The sequence below is a fragment of the Bacillus carboniphilus genome (genome assembly GCF_039522365.1).
GTDB classification, from domain to species: domain Bacteria; phylum Bacillota; class Bacilli; order Bacillales; family JC228; genus Bacillus_BF; species Bacillus_BF carboniphilus.
In genome coordinates this window covers 1-18,158 of the sequence record NZ_BAAADJ010000004.1, presented here as the reverse complement: position 1 = coordinate 18,158, position 18,158 = coordinate 1, and the positions used below count along the sequence as shown (strand labels likewise).

At 37.8% G+C, this 18,158-nt stretch carries 10 protein-coding genes; 7 read left to right on the top strand and 3 right to left on the bottom strand.

From position 1 onward, the window contains the following. Position 1 precedes the first annotated feature (1 nt). The 3 genes from ABDZ91_RS01405 to ABDZ91_RS01395 all read left to right on the top strand — a co-directional run bounded on the left by ABDZ91_RS01405 (position 2) and on the right by ABDZ91_RS01395 (position 5,173). Positions 2-730, top strand: a complete 729-nt coding sequence (locus ABDZ91_RS01405) for a WecB/TagA/CpsF family glycosyltransferase (RefSeq protein WP_343795660.1) — start codon at positions 2-4, stop codon at positions 728-730. Further along, positions 727-1,833, top strand: coding sequence for a glycosyltransferase (locus ABDZ91_RS01400; protein ID WP_343795658.1), 1,107 nt, complete (start codon positions 727-729; stop codon positions 1,831-1,833). The genes ABDZ91_RS01405 and ABDZ91_RS01400 overlap by 4 nt, the downstream gene beginning before the upstream one ends. A 532-nt stretch (positions 1,834-2,365) precedes the next feature. Beyond that, entirely contained in the window at positions 2,366-5,173 is a 2,808-nt protein-coding gene (locus ABDZ91_RS01395) for an S-layer homology domain-containing protein (RefSeq protein ID WP_343795657.1), read from the top strand. Positions 5,174-5,944: 771 nt separating this feature from the next. Here the strand turns inward: ABDZ91_RS01395 and ABDZ91_RS01390 are convergent. Further along, the gene (locus tag ABDZ91_RS01390; RefSeq protein WP_343795655.1) at positions 5,945-7,222 is read right to left on the bottom strand and encodes an MBL fold metallo-hydrolase; all 1,278 of its coding nucleotides are present in this window, start codon (positions 7,220-7,222) and stop codon (positions 5,945-5,947) included. Between the two features lie 208 nt (positions 7,223-7,430). On the opposite strand from ABDZ91_RS01390, the gene ABDZ91_RS01385 reads away from it, so the two are divergent. Continuing rightward, the gene (locus ABDZ91_RS01385) at positions 7,431-8,771 is read left to right on the top strand and encodes an outer membrane protein assembly factor BamB family protein (RefSeq protein ID WP_343795654.1); all 1,341 of its coding nucleotides are present in this window, start codon (positions 7,431-7,433) and stop codon (positions 8,769-8,771) included. Positions 8,772-8,810: 39 nt separating this feature from the next. Here the strand turns inward: ABDZ91_RS01385 and ABDZ91_RS01380 are convergent, their stop codons facing one another. Then, positions 8,811-10,193: a S41 family peptidase gene (locus ABDZ91_RS01380; RefSeq protein ID WP_343795653.1), complete on the bottom strand. Its 1,383-nt coding sequence runs from the start codon at positions 10,191-10,193 to the stop codon at positions 8,811-8,813. 222 nt (positions 10,194-10,415) lie between these two features. On the opposite strand from ABDZ91_RS01380, the gene ABDZ91_RS01375 reads away from it, so the two are divergent. Continuing rightward, positions 10,416-11,858 carry a flippase gene (locus ABDZ91_RS01375; protein WP_343795652.1) on the top strand — a complete coding sequence of 481 codons (1,443 nt, stop codon included), beginning with the start codon at positions 10,416-10,418 and terminating at the stop codon, positions 11,856-11,858. Between the two features lie 251 nt (positions 11,859-12,109). Here the strand turns inward: ABDZ91_RS01375 and ABDZ91_RS01370 are convergent, their stop codons facing one another. Next, positions 12,110-13,165, bottom strand: coding sequence for a glycosyltransferase family 4 protein (locus ABDZ91_RS01370; protein ID WP_343795650.1), 1,056 nt, complete (start codon positions 13,163-13,165; stop codon positions 12,110-12,112). Positions 13,166-13,545: 380 nt separating this feature from the next. Here ABDZ91_RS01370 and ABDZ91_RS01365 point away from each other — a divergent pair, with 380 nt between their 5' ends. Beyond that, positions 13,546-14,997: an O-antigen ligase family protein gene (locus ABDZ91_RS01365; RefSeq protein ID WP_343795648.1), complete on the top strand. Its 1,452-nt coding sequence runs from the start codon at positions 13,546-13,548 to the stop codon at positions 14,995-14,997. Positions 14,998-15,190: 193 nt separating this feature from the next. Beyond that, the gene (locus ABDZ91_RS01360; RefSeq protein WP_343796163.1) at positions 15,191-18,013 is read left to right on the top strand and encodes a phosphodiester glycosidase family protein; all 2,823 of its coding nucleotides are present in this window, start codon (positions 15,191-15,193) and stop codon (positions 18,011-18,013) included. Positions 18,014-18,158: the final 145 nt, after the last annotated feature.

Sequence of the window (18,158 nt, the reverse complement as noted above, 5' to 3'; positions counted from 1 at the left end):
TATGAATAAGGAGACATACTTCGGAGTCGATGTTTCCCCACTTTCCTATGAGGAAATTGTAGAGTCGCTGAAACAACGAATTGCAGCAGGAGAGCAATCTACTATTATTGCGGTGAATCCAGAAAAAGTAATGGCTGCCCAAGAAAATGCCCAATTAAGAGAGCTTATTAACGGATCTACCTATCAAATTCCAGATGGAGTTGGTATCTTGTTAGCCTCCAAGTTAAAGGGAGGACAAATTCAATCCCGAGTTACGGGAGTTGATATGATGGAACGCCTCCTTTTAATGGCTGAACAAGAGGGTTATAAAGTATTTCTGTACGGTGCCAAGGAAGAAGTGGTGAGTAAGGCTTTTGAAAACATTCAAGAGAAGCACCCTGCTATCAACCTTGTTGGGTATGAAAATGGATATCTGCAGGACCACGATGCTCTTGTAGAACGAATTAACGAGTCAGGGGCAGACATGTTATTTGTTGCTCTCGGTAGTCCTAGACAGGAGTTGTGGATCCGAGAAAACATGCCTCGCTTGAATGTAAAGGTGTTTCAAGGTGTTGGTGGCAGTTTTGATGTCATGGCTGGTCATGTACAACGTGCACCAGAAGGCTTCCGTAAAGTTGGGTTAGAGTGGCTATACCGTTTAATGAAAGAACCAAAACGGCTCAAACGTCAATTAGTATTACCAAAGTTCCTGATCAAAGTACTCTTTAACAGAAAGGAACAAGCATCATGAAAATTTTACATCTAATTAGTGGGGGAGAGACTGGCGGCTCGCGAAAGCATGTCGTCACTCTCCTTTCTAAATTTCCAAAGGAACAAGTTTGCCTAGCTGTCTTTCAAGAGGGCGCTCTTTCGCAGGAGGCGAGGGAAGCTGGGATTAAAGTTGAAATTTTTGAACAAAAGTCACGATATGATTTAACGGTTTTGAGAAGGTTGGCGAACTTTATTAACAAAGAAGGCTTTGATATTTTACATACGCATGGCCCGAGAGCGAACTTTTTAACTACCTTCTTAGTGGGAAAGATAAAAGCTTTATGGGTGACGACCATTCACAGTGATCCGAAATTGGATTTTATGAAGGGTGGATTGAAGGGGCGGATTTTTACGAAACTGAACCTTTGGTCATATGAAAAGATTGATTATTTTTTCGCTGTGTCGGAACGGTTTAAGAATAACTTGATGGACATTGGCATAAACGAGGAAAAAATTCAGACCATTTATAATGGGATTGATTTTACTGAGCCTGTACCAGTAGAAAATGCATTAAAAACTGAATTTGTAATTAGTGAAGACGATTTTGTCATGGCTTTTGTAGCTAGACTACACCCTGTTAAAGGGCATGACTTGGTATTGAAGGCACTTAAGAACTTGGGGAATCCTAAAGTAAAAGTATTACTAGTCGGTAGTGGACCATCGTATGATGAGGTGGAACACCTAATTAAAGAGTTCAAACTAGGTGCTCAGGTTAAAATGCTCGGATTTAGAAAAGATGTTTCTCAAATTCTTTCAATATCAGATGTATCTTTGCTTGCTTCAGAAAGTGAAAGCTTTCCACTTGTCTTATTAGAGTCCGCGAATCAAGAAGTCCCTGTGATTACAACGGATGTAGGCGGAGTAAAAGAATTGGTGAAGCCTGAACACGGTTGGATTGTTCCAGTTGGCGATCAAGGTGGCTATGAAAGAGCCATGAACCAAGCTATCGATGAATGGCAAAAGGGTAAGCTTGTTGATAAAGGAAAGGCTTTGAGGAAACATGCTGAAGAAAACTTTTCTCTTAAAAACTTAGTTAGTTTAACCACAGAAACCTATAAAAAACTTTTGAAAGTAAAAAAATAGTAGAAACTAGTCGAATAATTGTCGATATATGGTAAGATTAAGATATCGTCCCAAAAACACCGTATTTTACTGGATATGGTGTTTTTTTATTTGTAACAATGTAACAACCGAAAAATTTTTTTATAGAAAACTGAAACCTTTTTGTAACAAGTACGTCAAATATGAGGAAGAATTTTTCTGGTATGGCAAGGAAAACACCAGATTTTGATTAAAAATTCATATAATTTTCCCCTTGATGCAAAAACTTCCAGTGTTTTAATAGAGAAATTTGTAAAAAAGAGTTGAAAAATCCTACCGCTTTGGTAGAATAGATTACGAGTTTAATAATTCTATTTCTACCAATCGACTGGATAACCTTCCAGAAAATTGGAATATACATATTTTCCTATTATATGGAATGATTATGCGCCTACTGGCATAGGTTGTATTTTGTGGGAATAGTTATGAAGACTCAAATTTGTTAATAGCTGATGGTTTCCGTCAGTTTATATTAAAAAAAAAGTTATACAAAACAGGGGAGGAAACAAAGAACATGGCTTATCAACCTAAGTCTTATCGCAAATTCATCGCTACTGCGGCTACAGCTACTTTAGTTGCATCTGCAGTAACTCCAGCAGCAGCTGCTTCATCTTTCACTGATGTTGCAGACAAGTACAAAGAGGCTGTTGACTACCTAGTAGATAACAACATCACAGCTGGTAAAACTACTACAACTTTCGGAACTGATGAGAAAATCATCCGTGCTGACGTAGCAGTATGGCTAGCAAAAGCTTTAGACCTTGACACTGCAAACGCTCCAGACGCTGGTTTCACAGATGTTCCTGACCGCGCTAAAGGTGCTGTTAATGCAATTAAAGAAGCTGGAATCACAGCTGGTAAAACAACTACAACTTTCGGTGCTTCTGACGAAATCACTCGTGGTGAAATGGCTATCTGGCTTTCAAAAGCATATGACCTTTCTGGTGGTGATGTAGAGCTAGATTTCACTGATGTTAGTGATCGTTACGAAGCAGCTGTTAAAGCATTAGTTGCTAACGAAATCACTGCTGGTACTTCTGATACTACTTTCGGTACAGATGCTACTATCAAGCGTGGAGATCTTGCTATTTTCTTACACAGAGCTGCTACACTTGAAGCTGAAGCTGTTGTTCCAGAAGTTGTTAGTGTAAGTGCTCTTAACAACATTCAAGCTGAATTAACATTTAATACTGCTTTAGACGCTAAGACTGTTGTTGCTGACAACTTTGCTGATAGTGATTCGGTTATTGATGTTGCAAGCGTAGAGTTAGTAGATAGCAATAAAGTCCTAGTTACTTTCGATGCTGCATTTGGTAATCAAGATTCTGTAACATTAACATTAAATGATGTTAAATCTGAAGGTGGAGCGGTAATTGCTGAGGACACTGAAGTAGACGTTACTTTCTTTGATACAACAATTCCAAAAGCAGTTAACGTAGTTTCTGCTGGTCCAGATAGCTTCAAAGTTATCTTTAGCGAGCCAGTTGATCAGACTACTGCTGAATCTGTTAGCAATTATAGCGTTAATAATGGTCAATATTTCATTCAATCAGCAACTAAAACTGGTTTGAAAGAAGTAACAGTAACATTGTATAGCTCATTAGCTGATGGCGAATACGAAGTTAGTGTTAAAAATGTTCAAGATTTAGCAGGATATAAATTGGTTGATACAAAATTAACTCTTACTCAAGCTGCTGATACAGTTGCACCATCAGTTGCAAAAGTTGTGTCTGCCTCACCTAATAAAGTGGTATTGGAATTCAATGAAGATGTTTCATTAAACGACACTTCAGCAAATCTAATAACAGCTCAGGCAGTATACCACACTAATTCAGGTAATACTCCAGATCAAATCACTGTAGATGCTAACAACAGCAAGCGTGTAGAACTAACTTTTACAACTAACCCACTTCCACAAGGTGGCACTGCTTACTTAGTTGTAAGCAAAGATGTGGTTGTAGATGGTTGGGGGAATAAAAATGCTAGATACACTTCAAATGTTGCTGTAACTGTTGATACAGTTAAACCTGAAGTTGTAAAGCTTGAGGCTCCAACAGATGCTTCATTTAAGTTAACATTCTCTGAAGATGTTGACCAAACTACTGCTGAAACTGCGGCGAACTATACATTATTAGATTCAACTGGTGAAGAAGTAGAAGGAGTAACTGTAACACCTACTGTTAATGCAGATGATAGTAAGGTTGTAGACTTAGCTGTTTCTGGTTCATTAAGTGGTGGTGCTTATACAGTTGTAGTTGAAAAAGTAGAAGACTTAGCTGGTAACGTTATTAGCAAAGTTTCTCCAAGTGTAAACGTTAAAGACACTACTGCTCCAACTGTAACAGCTACTGGAACACTATATGACAACAAAAAAATTGTTAAAATTAGTTTCTCTGAAGCGATGGCAACAAGTGGTTCAGGATCAGTTCTTGACCTAGCAAACTACCAATTTGGGGGAACATACTTAAATACTACTAAAGCTACTGCTTCACTTGCTGATAACGGTAAAGCTGTCCTAATTGATTACAGCAAGACTTCACTTACAATTGCAGATGGAAACACTGTTACAGTAGGTAAAGTTGCAGATGCAAGCGGAAACTTTACTACTTCATTCACTACTGGTGTAACTGTAAATACAGCTACAACTGTAGGGATTTCTAAAGTTGAAGCTACTGGCACAAAAACTATTGTAGTTACATTAAGTGATTCTTTATCAAAATTTGAAGCAGATGACTTCATTGTCAACCAAGGTGGTACACCAATCACTCCTGCTTCTGTAAGCTTTGCAAATGTTGATGGAAAAGGTGTTATTACTTATACATTAACAACTGCACAAACTCTAAATACTGATGCAACAGCTACAGTTTCTGTTGAAACAGCTGCTGCTAACATTAATTCTGAAAATGCATTTGGTGTTAAAGTTGGATCTTCAATTGTTGCAGTAACTGCTGCAGATAAGATTGCACCAACACTGGAGAAATTTGACCATGATACGAATGCAAATACTGCTGACGTAGAGGATATCCGAATCTCTTACGTTGATGGCGATGGTGACGGTAAAGTTGATACGGCAGAAACTGCTACTATTACACTTAACTATACAGAAGCAATTGATGCATCTTCTCTATCAACTTTAACTTATGATATTGCAGGATATACTGTATCTGCTATTACCTTAGATACAGATACTTCAAAAGTGGTAATTACAGCTTCAGCAAATGCTAACAATACAACTGCTTCACCAACTATCACTCAAGTAGCTGATATCAAGGATGATAATGGTGTTGTACTTGTTAAAGGTGGATCTTGGACAGTTAGATAAATAATTGTCTAATAAACCTTTAAAAAGGTTCCTTTGAGATAAAACTCAAAGGAACCTTTTTATCTATAAAAGACCAAGGGGGCGGTTCCTTCGGTCCTGAAAATGAATATATGTTGTGGGATTTACCTAGTTTAGTGCCTGTCTTCCAGGACGTTACTTCACTATAGCAAAAATAGTGAAGTAAAATCTAACTCTTTTGAATAGTATGAATTTCAACAGTGTTTTTAGTAAGGGGATTTTCCTGTGGGAGTCCAAAAACCGATCTTTATTTAGCTGATTAGTAATACTTGTTTTCATTTATTCGATACAAACGTAATAGAAAAGGATGATGCATCAAATACTTGATGCATCATCCTTTTACTAATTTATGCCCTTTACCTTACGTAAAACCCTAGCCTAAAGACCAAGGGGACGGTTCCACCGGTTTTATTTATTCATAATTTGAAAAAATTTCACGTCCAAAGGACTGATGTGAATTCTTCTCTTTACTTTGTTGCCTTAACCCTCCTAATAGCTCTTGCTCTAGCTTTCTCGAACAAATAAGGAATCGTAATATACTTCCCCATGACTATTCCTCAATTGAAATTACTGGTGCCTGACCCCCGAGACGTTAATGCATTAAAGTGAAAACAAAGAGCATTTTGTTGTCGAATATCAAAAATAGTTAGTATGATAGCTGAGGTATCTGGATGACGCCCAGGAAGTTGTTGTTTTACCACTAATAGATTGATGAAAAAAATGCCACATCTGACAAGGATGTGAAATTTTCACTTAATTTAATCCCTTAACCTTCCGCCAAGCCCTAGCCTTAGCCTTCTCCAATAAATAAGGTATCGTAATATACTCCCCATGACTATTCCTCAACTGATTCCCACCAATACTCCTAAACTTATTCACATCCCCATACTTTGTAGACTGGAATCTTCCATTGATATTCAAAGTATCCCATCCCCAAGAAAACTTGAAACAAAAGTTTAGTGCTTCAGACGACAAAGCAACATCACAATGATCATAATCAGTATTAACTTCCTCGAAAATATCTTTCAATACATCAATTTTATAAGCTTTCTGATGATCCGTTACATGAACAGTAGTTGGTTCTTTCACTAACAAAGCCTTAACAAGTAATAGATTGTTTTTCTCCTTAACTCCTTTGGTGAACTTATGGAAGGTTTCTCTAATCACATTTACATCAACAGGCTCTGTTCTCACAAGCTCAGGGTTTTCTTCCACTTTCTTGTAGTCTTCATTATATCTCTGAATAGCACTAAAGGAATCATGTTCCTCAAACAATTTCCACTCATCACCAGGGTACATAATGATCGGTTCCGCAGCGGTTTCTTCTTTTATATAGGTATACATATCCCCAATTTTATTAACAGCTTTGTTCATGTGATAATTTTCTTCATGACAGAACCATACAAAGCTAGCAAATGGAATGAGGAAACGCGGTTTGGTTACTTCGGCTTGCATTTTTAAGCGTTCACGTTTTATTTTGGCGGATTCTTCGTTACCTGGGTACCCTGCAAAGGAGAATTGTGTGAGTAGAACATCTACTTTACCCACAGCTTTAGCCACTTCTCTTACTTGTTCTTTTGTGGAGAATTCACAATCATTAATGTTCAATATAGTTGTATCACTACTCTTATAGCAGATCCAAGAGTCATGGCCAAACTGAGAAATGGTAATCGTTAAGTCATTTCCAACCCGAAATTCTTGGTAGTTATTTAGCTCAATAATCTCTTTAAAACCCATTTTTGAACAGAAATCTACTACTTTACGATCACGTGTATTCTGGAAGAGAATCGTGATGTTTTTTCGATATTCTTCTGGAATGTTTTTGATATTAGGTGGAAAGAAATGGTCTGGATGTTCATGTGAGAACCAAATATGGGTGATATCTTTATAATCCTCATATGTAAACTTTGATTTTGCTAATAGACTCCATCCGTTATCAAAGACCTTTCCTTCAATCCAAGGATCGGAAATAATACGGATATCATCTTTTTCTAAGATAAAAGATGCATGGTTAACCCAAGTTATTTTCATGTATAAATTGCCTCCGTTGAAATATCTTCTTGTTTTGGTTATGCATGTAAATTAGATACAGGAGGATTGTACCATATTATTTCCTGAGATTAAAATAAAATAAAGTCAAAGGTTAAATACTAAATATAAAAGGTTTAGCCAATCTTCAGAATGGGAAATAATCCTGTGGGAGTATAATTGATAAATTTATACATAAAGGGGACTACAAATGAAAAAGTGGACACTAATGCTAGTAACAGGCTTCATACTGTTGATGCCAATTCAGTCCGTTATTGCAGCTGAAATAGGCCCAACCGAATGGACCCAATATAGGATGAATTCAGAGAATAACCCTGTCTATAATAGTGACTTCAATGAGGAAATTAGATTGAACCTACCTACAAATGATGAGATTCGCTCTACACCAGTAATAGTTGGTAATCGTGCCTATGTTGGCAACCACAATACAGGTGGTCTCTTTTCATTTGACCTCGAGTCAGGAGAATTACTCTGGGAAAATAAGGCACCCAATTGGATTCATTCCGAGATGATTTATGCTGAAGGTCAGTTATTCGTAGGGTATGGAAATCGATTCTTTCAAGATGATGGAACCCGTGGAACTGGAGAAAGTGGAATGTTGAGCTTAGATCCTGAGACAGGTGATATTCTGTGGGATTTTCAAACCAAGGGAGAAGTAATGCCTACTCCTGCTTATGATAATGGTACTGTCTATATTACAACGGGTGACCGTCATTTGTACGCAATTGACCCTAAGAGTGGAAAAGAAAAATGGTCTCTTAATTTGGATAGTCGGGTTAGTATGTCGTCCCCTAATATTAAGGATGGAGTTTTATATGTTGGTGGAGCCGATCCGTATGCGTTTTACGCTGTGGATTTAGAAGAACGAGAAATTAAGTGGCAGCAAGTTTTCGATCAGGTTACTTCAGGTCTTGATGATGTTCCGGCCGTTATCTTTAATGATCAATTAGTCATTACAACTGGTGTAGAGTCGGATGAAAAACATAATCATAAGATATACGCTATGGATATTACGACTGGTGATATCGTATGGGAAGATTCCCTCGGGATGGGTGCGATGGTAGATAACAATAAATCGGGTGCACCTATAATCTATGAAGACAAAGTATTTGTAGGAAGTCCGATTACTCAGAAATTCTATTCCTATAATGCTGAATCAGGGGAAAAGGAGTGGGAGTACAAGAGTCATGTCAATAAAGCACCTCCTGTTGCAGAGAACGGTGTCGTTTATTTTACGGATACAAAAGGGATTGTTTATGGTTTTGACACGGAATCTGGTGAATTATTAGGACAGAAAACATTAGGTGGAAAGCTTGCACCATCTGGTCCAGTTCTTATGAATGGTCATTTGATCGTAGGAAGCCAGGATTCAAATGTGTATGTACTACCGGTAAAAGATATTCTATCTAATGAAAACGAAGAGCTCACAAATGAGCAGGGTGTAGAAACTAACAAATGGTTATTGTACGGTATACCAGGTCTTGCAGTCATAGGGTTACTTGCATTCTTCATGATGAGGAGAAAGAAATAAGAAAAAGGCGCATCGAAGTTTCGATGTGCCTTTATTTTTTTATTCAACATTGACTTCTAAAAGGGTTCCTGTCTCCATGGCCCTGTTTGTTTTACTGCTCCACTCTGGATGAATAATGAGCATGTATTTTTCTTTAGAAAGTAGTGGCTTAACAGAAGTGAGTTTTACAGTTTTAGAATCTACAATGGTTAAGTTCGTTTCCACCGCATCACCGGTTAAGTGAATGAGCTCTATATTCTTTGATGTGGCACCTTCCCAATTCATCTGGGTATTCATTTTTATAGTAAAGGTCTTGTCGACTGGAACATTAGCTAAAGTTGGCAGCTTTTTATAATGACTATAATTATTTAGTAGCATATCTTTATGAGATTGAACGAGCTCTTTTCCCTCTTCTGTTATAATATCCGGTGTAACACCAACCTGATCAATTTCTGCACCTGAAGGAGAAAAGAATCGAGCCGTTGTTAGCTTAAACACACTTTCATCACTTAATAGAAAAAGAGATTGCATAGAACCCTTGCCATATGTCGTCTGTCCGTAAATAGTACTTTCTGTTTGTTCTTTTATAGAAGCCGAGACCATTTCTGATGCACTTGCACTATTTTGATTTACTAAAATATGAACCGGTTTTGTAAAGACTGTTTCTTGTTTAATTGCTTGATAGAGTAAAGAATCTCCTACACGTTCACGGAGTTGAAATGCGTATTGAGCATTTGGGAATAGACCAATAATATTCTGAGCTGATGAGACATACCCCCCACCATTATTTCTTAAGTCAAAAATAAAACCTTTTGGATTTTGAAGGGATTGAATGGCACTTTGAATTTGTTCAACTGCATCTAATGAGAAACTATTTAGGCGAATGTATCCAATGTTTCCGCCTAACATTTTAGATTCCACATTAGGTAAACTGATTTTTTTCCGTTCAACCGTGATCGATTTAGTTGTACCCGTTGCCTTTTCAATATAAGTAAGTCTTAGTGAAGTATTTTCTTCACCAGTTATGTAAGAAATAGCTGTTTGGAGAGACACCCCTTCGAGATTATAATCGTCTACTCCGATAATGATATCCCCTGCCTGGATTCCTGCCAGGTTAGCCGGTCCACCTTCTAAAGTTTGAAGGACCATAATACCTAAATCATGTTCTTCAATGACGATACCAATTCCAACTAATTCCTGTTCAATAGCTTGAGTAAAACTTTCATATTCCAGTTTGGTCATATAAGTCGAATAAGGATCCAAGTGACTCGTTATATCCTGAATAGTAGGCTGATTTAATATAGAGTCTGGAACTTCTTTAATGTAGTAGTTTTCAATAATCTCCCGAACTTCGTCAATCGGTTCTGCAAATGCATGAGTGACTTGAGAGAATAATAAAGTCAGTAAAAATAGTGGTGGTAAAATACGATTGAAATGCTTCATGATATATAACCTCTTCCAGAAAAGATATTCTCTTACTATATCGGAGGCTAGGGTCCATCTATCCATCCAGAATTAAAAAATCTTAGTGGAGTCTCTAAAATTTGTCTGCTATTATTAAAAGCAGTCAGTCTTAGCATTTATGATAATAAAACAGGTAGAAAAATAAGTAGAGTTCAATAAATTTCAAGTGATGAAAGTTACCTGTCTAAGAGGTGGAACAATATGAGTTCGTTAAAGAAGAATTTGTTTTACGTACTGCTACAACAATTTGTGTTGATCGGCTTACCGTTTTTGACAATTCCTTATATATCGCGTGTGTTAGGACCAGACGGGGTCGGACTTTATGGATATAGCTTTTCGATTGTAACCTTACTTATTAACATATTCCTGCTTGGTTCGAATCTTTATGCAGCTCGGGAGATTGCGAAGGTAAAGGAAGACTCAGAGCGGTTGAATCGGGATTTTAGCGAGATTTTTTGGATTCGATTTAGTTTACTGTTAGTTGCAGCTGTCCTCTATTGGATCAGTGTGATGACCATGTTTGATGGAAGTATTGTGTTCTATCTACAAGGCCTTCATTTGATTGGAGCATTTTTTGATATTACCTGGCTATACCAAGGGCTCGAGCAGTTTAAGAAGGTTGTAACACGGAATATTTCTATCAAGCTCCTCGGCTTTGGAAGTGTGTTTATTTTCGTTAAAGATAGCAACGATGTGTGGCTGTATACTTTTATTATGGGGATTTCTGTTGTCGTCGGTAACCTATTCTTGTTCTATAAATTGGGTCAATTTGTTTCCTTTAAAATGATTTCAACATGGGCAAGAGTAAGAGAGCACCTGTATAAAATGTTCCTTCTATTTATACCAGCTTTCTCAGCGATGATTTACTCTGTACTAGACAAAACCATGCTTGGTACCTTATCCACTGTAGATCAGGTTGGTTATTATGAGCAATCCTATAAAATTGTGTACATGATTACTCAGTTGCTTTATGTGACAGGGATCGTGATGTTGCCAAGAACTTCATCACTAATAGCCAATAATCAGATGGACAAGCTTCACGATGTGATAAAGAGAGGACTAACCATCAATTTCCTTTTGGTTTTTCCGTTAGCAATCGGGTTAATTACAATTTCTGAAGACTTTATCGTTTGGTTTCTAGGTCCAGACTTCGCACCGAGTATTTGGGTTGCTATCGTCATGGCTCCCATTATCATTTTTAAATCTCTAGGAGTTATTTTCGGTTCTTGGTATTTAGTTCCGATGGAAATGAATAAGGAATATACGATACCGATTGTATTTGGGGCAATATTGAATGTTATTTTGAACTTCGCTCTTATTCCGTTCTACGGGGCGGTAGGAGCAGCGATTGCGACTGTTTCAACTGAAGGTATTATATTACTGATTCAGATTTGGTTCTTAAGGAAGGTCTTCCCATTTAAACAGATGGTGAAAGAATCAGTAATCAAATATCTGGCTATTGCGCTGTTAATGGGGGCGTTAATTTTTGGGGTTGATTTACTAATTATACTTCCATTATTCTGGTCGATCCTTCTAAAGGTGACAATTGGCGTTGTCTTTTACTTCTTAATCCTATTCCTAATAAAAGATAAACAACTTCAGTTCATCCTAAATAAAATGCCTGGCTCTAGAGCGCGAGGGTAATATATATTGGAAACTTTCGGAAAAATTGTTGTTCATCATTGCACTTTTAGTTCAACTGCAGTTGATTGGAGTGGAAGGTGCTTGACTCCTGCGGGAGGAGGCTCCCGGACCGCCCGCGGAAAGCAAGCACCTGCAACGGAAATCAACGTACTTAGTTTAAAGATTAAACTATTGCCTTAAGCAAAAATAGTTTACCAAAAACAGCATATAAAAAAACACCGACGGTTTCTTCTGGACCTCGGTGTTTTTCGTTATTCTTTATAACAAGATATTGTATCTTTAATCATCTTTGTAAGTGTAAATTTCTCTTTGAAAAATGCATTTCCATTCTTCGCAAGAGATTGGTATAGCTCTTGGTCAGTTAGGATCTTTTTTAGTTTTGTTGTAAGACTCTCAACGTCCCCGTACTCAACCAATATTCCTGTTTCGCCGTCTTTAACAATCTCAGGAAGACCACCAACATTCGATGCGATCACGACTTTAGAATAGGACAATGCCTCAATGGCAACATAGGATAATGCCTCATTGCTTGAAGGAATCACAACAATGTCAGTTTGTGAATAAATTTCTTCCTTGTTATTCGTAAACCCTTTGATGTTTACTCTTGATTCTAGCCCTAATTTTTTCACTAGGGAATGAAGTTCATTTTCAAGAGGACCATCTCCAAAAATATTGCAAATCCACGGAAGCTCTGGATACTGCTTGTCTAGTTTAGCCAAGCTTTTAAGAAGAAAGTCATGCCCTTTTTCTTCTCGAAGACGCCCTATAATAGAAATTTTTAATTCTTCATTAGGATTAGGACTAGGGAGGAGCTCTGGTTCTTCCACGCCGTTGTAGATTAGCTTTACTTTCTTTTCTGGGATTCCTTTTTTGACGAGCTGTTGGAACATAAAGTTGGATACTGCAATAACACGGTGATTCAACTTGGTTACAAGGTAATTCCCTTGCCTGACAAATAAGTTCATCGGGACATCTACATGGTATGTCCAAATCACTCGGATATCGGCTCCAAGAAGCTTAGCAAGTAATGCGACATAGTTTTCACGCAAAAACTGTGTATGTACGGTTTTTATATTTTCATCTTTTATAATCTTTTTAAGTTTCAATGCTGCCTGGAGGTCAAATGGACCTCTCATCGATAATTGGTAGGTCGGTACACCGGTGTCTTTGATCGTCTGTAAGCCAAGACCTTCTTCGGAATATACAAAGACGCATTTCTCAGGTCCCAGTGAATGTATGAGGTCTACCACGTATTTTTCAGTTCCGCCCATTCCAGGGTAATTTAATAAATAAAGTATTTTATCCAAATCAAACCCCTCAATCACTTCGGAATTTCGACCATAGTCATGTATCTTGCAACGTATACACACGTTAAGTCTATGATAACCTATTTCGTCTTTCAATACTATGAGAACATGCGTCTGTTTTGTATCAATTTATTATAGAATGGTGTATTTCATACAAATAGGAAGTATATGGAGAATAATACCTTTTATTAGCATGGCTGTCTAAGATACTTTTTATTTGTAAAAGGATTATTTTGCGACAAATATATGGAAACTAAGTAAGATCCATTCGATGCTTTACGACATAATTCATATCGTTTATATTATAAGGTAAGGAATTATGGGGGACACCTCTAGCTCCATTAAAATAGATAATATCCTGTTTTGAAAGGGTTTGGAATATGTCATATAACTTTAGTCTACATAATTATTGGTTTTACTTTATTGCAATATTAGTGATTTCGGTAGCTGTATTTTTACCAACAACGATTACTTTAGTGGTTATTAGCGCGTTAGCTGCAATCTTAGCTTGGGTTCGGCCGAAAGAAGCTCTACTTCTTATGGCACTTTATATCCCAATCCGCACATTCCTAGTCGAAATGAATAGTGGATTTACATTAACAGGGGATATACTTACCTTTGTCCTTGTTTTAAAAGTTCTTTGGGATACAAAAGGTGAAGTAAAGTCGTGGTTTAGGTTCCATCCATTTGAGCTTGCCTTTTTTGCATTTTTAATTGTTGGGGCAGTTAGTGGAGTTATAACTGGAGCTTCAATCACAGCGGTTATTTTCCAAATCAGAACATATCTCATTATGTATCTGCTTTATTATGTGGTTTCTCGTATGAACTTGAAACCAGAGGATTTTGTTCGATTCGCTTGGGTCAATATTTTAACAGCGACGGTCATTTGTTTACAGGGGATCATTGAAAAAGTATCTCTGCGGACATGGCTGATCCCTCAAACTTGGAGTGAAGCGCCACTTTCCTTAACGAACTTTATGAGAATTTATGGGTTACCTAATAACCCCAATACGTTGGCGATTTATCTTTCGATTACAGTTCTACTTGTTCTTTTTATATTGCCAAAGGTAGTGGGAGCTCAAAAGAAAGTACTTTATGTCTTATTAGTTCTTTTCCTAGGAGTTAACATTTTAACTTTCTCTCGTGGAACATTTATTGCTCTAGTCATTGGTTTTGCTTTCTATCTAATTCTCACAAAGCACTGGAAAGTTATTAAACCCATGATACTAGCAACAATTGCAGCTTATTTACTTGTTTATTTACCAGTAACTTTTGGGACAGAATATGTGAATAACGTATTAACAGACGGAACTGGAAAAGGTGCTGGAGGATTAGCAGACCGACTGCAGGATACATTCGATGAAGAAACTAGAAAAAAATTGATAGAAACAGGTAGAGTTTTTTACATTAAAAAAGGCTTTGAAATCTTCCTTGACCATCCAGTAATCGGAACTGGATTTGCTACATTTGGAGATTCAGCAACTCTATCTTACGGTTCTCCTATCTATAAGGATTATGATATCCCAGACGCATCTTATTACGGATTTAATATTTACACGGATAACCAATACATTGGAGTTATTACGGAAACTGGAGCAGTTGGGGTTGTATTATTCGCCATATTCCTTCTAGGAATGCTATGGATCTTCTGGAAACGAAGAAAGGAAGACGATCCACGATTCTCTTATTTCATGGTTGCGCTTTGGTTCTCTACAGCAGCAATGGCCATGTATTATAACATTTGGGAGCTAAAACTATTTACGTTCTTCTACTTCGTAGTCTTTGGTGTATATGCATCGAAATACAATCTCTATAAAATAAATCATAAGTAACTTAACTCAATTTAAGGACTAGTAACTTTCTGTTGCTAGTCTTTTTTATTTGGTCCAGATGATTATGTAAATGTTTCCAACAGGGGTTTTAGTCTAAAAGATTGATAGAATCTGGAAACCTTTTCTGTTAAGATTCGTCTATATATGACAAGTATATACAAAAATCAACAAGGAGGAGACAGCTTTGCAACGAATGGGGAAATGGCTTGTAATATTTGTCATGCTACTTAGTACAATTTTAGTAGGCAATGTACCACAGGCCGAGGCAAATGCAAATAAAATTACGATAGGTCCAGGTATAACCTATCAGAATCAAACTATTGTGAAACAAGACAAAAAGCAATCGATTAACGTGGTAGAAGTAGATTTAGCCAATCAATTTACAGAACTCGAATTAAGTGTTCCTGAAAAACTTGGTGAGAGAGATACGACGACGGTTCAAGCGAATAAGAATTCGTATGAAGGTCACCGTGTTGTAGGTGCCATTAACGGTTCTTTTTTTGATATGAGTTCGGGTCTTCCGATGTATTTAATTGCACAGGATAACAAGATTATCAATAGCGGTTTTATTGCATCGGGGAAATCGAATTATGTGAGTGAGCCGATTGCATTTGGAATAGATGCAAATGGAAAAGCGAAGATTGATCTTTTTAACATGAATCTTCGTATTGCATGGGATGGAGACAACAAACCTGCAACAGGTGTTAATAAGGTTCGAAATGAAAATGAACTTGTTATTTATACGCCTGACCATGAAGGAGGATACACGAATACCAATCCTTATGGGATGGAATTTGTAGTCGAAACTAATCAAGACTTAAGAGATGGCGTTCATTTTGGTGATATTTTTACGGGTACAATTCAAAAGATTCGTAGATATGGAGATACAACCAATACTGCCATTCCTTCTAATAGTTTTGTAGTTTCATTTCATGGTGAGATGTGGATGAATCGACTATCTCACTTACAAATTGGGGATCGAATTCAATTCACAGCTGATATTGATACTGCTTGGAAAGATGCATCATACATAATGGCGAGTGGGCCACAGCTTGTGAAGAATGGACAAGTATACATCACAATGGATGAGAACAGTACGAAAGCAAAGGCAATTGAGCCTAGATCCGCGCTAGCAGTCGATTCAACGGGTCAAAAAGTATACCTTGTAACGGTTGATGGTCGCCAGCCTGGTTTCAGTGAAGGTATGAGTATGCGCCAATTTGCGGAATACTTGGTTTCCATTGGGGTAGACCGTGCGATTAACTTGGATGGTGGTGGATCAACAACTCTAGGTGTTCGAAAGCTTGGCGATACATGGGTTACGTTGGCAAACTCTCCATCAGGCGGAAGAGAACGAGCGGTTTCTACTGCTTTGAATGTGGTAAGTACGGCACCAATCGGACAGCCAACAATTATTAAAAGTGTTAAAAAGCAAGAAGGAAAACTATTGGTCGGGTCCTCTGTTGGAACTGTAACGCAATATGTATTGGACAAATACTATAATCCTTTAAATATTGACTCTACTAATCTCAAATACTCTGTTTCAGGTGGAATTGCTTCAGCTGATGAAAATGGAGTTATTACAGGTCTGAAAGCAGGGACTGGCTCCATTACTGTTCAGTATGAAAATGCAACAACTCAGATCCCTTTAGAAGTCATTGAAAAAATTTCGAAGCTAACACCGGTGAAAAGTGAACTGAACTTGGGTGTCGGTGTAACGAAAAAAATGACGGTTAAAGCTTTAGACGCTAACGGAAGTGAAGTTATTTTTGACCCTAAATTGGTGAAGTGGACTGCAACGGAAGGAATCGGCACCATTACTCCTGCAGGGGAATTTAAAGCTAATTCTACAGAAGCGAAGGGGTCCATTACAGCTACATTAGCTAACTTAAGTGTAACAATACCTGTTACGGTTAGTAAGATAGTAAAAATGGATGCAATGGAAAACCTTAACAACTGGAAAGTGGCCTACGTGAGAGGTGAAGCCTCTATTGGTATGAGTACTGACAAGGACTTCCCATATGAAGGTAAAGGTGCAGTGAAGTTAAACTATAATTTTGTTGGCCAAACGGGAACTTCAGCTGCTTATGTAGAAGCAAAAACGCCATATGTGATTGATGGTGTACCGCAAGCCATAGGAATGCGTGTATTCGGAGATTCTAGTCAATCTTGGTTACGTGGACGTATTATTGATGGAAATGGGACAGCTCATAATATTAACTTTACAGCGGATAAAGGACTAAAATGGGCAGGATGGAATTTTGTAAAAGCAGACATTCCACAAAACATTCCAGGACCGATTAAGTTAGAGCATGTTTATATCGCACAAACTGATGGCTCTGTGAAGACAAAAGGTACCCTGATGTTCGATGACATCAAAGCGATTTTCGTAACTGACTACGCGGAAGCTACTTTTAAAGATACAGGTATTGGCTGGAGAGCAGAAAAAGAGATTAGTTCTTTGGTTAATAGAGGGATAATAAGTGGATTTGAAACAGGTTTCTTCGGCCCGCACCAAGAAATGACTCGTGTTCAAGCTGCGATTTTAATTGCGCGTGCAATGAATTTACCAACAAACAATGTTCAGGATCCTGGATTTGAAGATGTACCTGTCGATCATCGCTCTTATAAAGAAATCGCAGCGGTTGCCAATGCAGGCATTATCTTTGGTAAAGAGGATGGAAGAATTTTTGATCCGTATGGTAAATTAACTCGTGCTGAAATGGCGGCAGTCCTATATCGAGCATTCAAGTTGCCACCAGCAACTGAAGACCAATTTACCGATATCGGAGGAACATTTGCTAGGGAAGCGATTAACTCCTTAGGCGTTAATGGCATTACCGTTGGTGTCGGAGATGGAAAGTTTGCTCCAGGGTTAAACATTACTAGAGCAGATTTCTCTGTGTTCTTATACAAAACCATTGCTTTCATAGAACAACCAGTGGAAGCTAAAGAACATACAACAGTTGAGGGTGAAGACTCAACTGCAGAATCAGACAATCCAGATGAGCTGTAATGATAGAAGTCCTGTGGAGAATATCTCCATGGGGCTTTTCTTTTGTGCGCCCAGCATGGGTGCAATCTATAGGGTGCAAGTCCCGAACTGTGAAGGCAGAAGTAGCAGTAGCTTAACGCAAGGGTGTCCGTGGTGACGCGGAATC

What these genes read in the sequence shown, in the direction of transcription:
- ABDZ91_RS01405 (WP_343795660.1), top strand. Translation starts at nt 2, where the DNA reads ATGAATAAGGAGACATACTTCGGAGTCGATGTTTCCCCACTTTCCTAT.
- ABDZ91_RS01400 (WP_343795658.1), top strand. Translation starts at nt 727, where the DNA reads ATGAAAATTTTACATCTAATTAGTGGGGGAGAGACTGGCGGCTCGCGA.
- ABDZ91_RS01395 (WP_343795657.1), top strand. Translation starts at nt 2,366, where the DNA reads ATGGCTTATCAACCTAAGTCTTATCGCAAATTCATCGCTACTGCGGCT.
- ABDZ91_RS01390 (WP_343795655.1), bottom strand. Translation starts at nt 7,222, where the DNA reads ATGAAAATAACTTGGGTTAACCATGCATCTTTTATCTTAGAAAAAGAT.
- ABDZ91_RS01385 (WP_343795654.1), top strand. Translation starts at nt 7,431, where the DNA reads ATGAAAAAGTGGACACTAATGCTAGTAACAGGCTTCATACTGTTGATG.
- ABDZ91_RS01380 (WP_343795653.1), bottom strand. Translation starts at nt 10,193, where the DNA reads ATGAAGCATTTCAATCGTATTTTACCACCACTATTTTTACTGACTTTA.
- ABDZ91_RS01375 (WP_343795652.1), top strand. Translation starts at nt 10,416, where the DNA reads ATGAGTTCGTTAAAGAAGAATTTGTTTTACGTACTGCTACAACAATTT.
- ABDZ91_RS01365 (WP_343795648.1), top strand. Translation starts at nt 13,546, where the DNA reads ATGTCATATAACTTTAGTCTACATAATTATTGGTTTTACTTTATTGCA.
- ABDZ91_RS01360 (WP_343796163.1), top strand. Translation starts at nt 15,191, where the DNA reads ATGGGGAAATGGCTTGTAATATTTGTCATGCTACTTAGTACAATTTTA.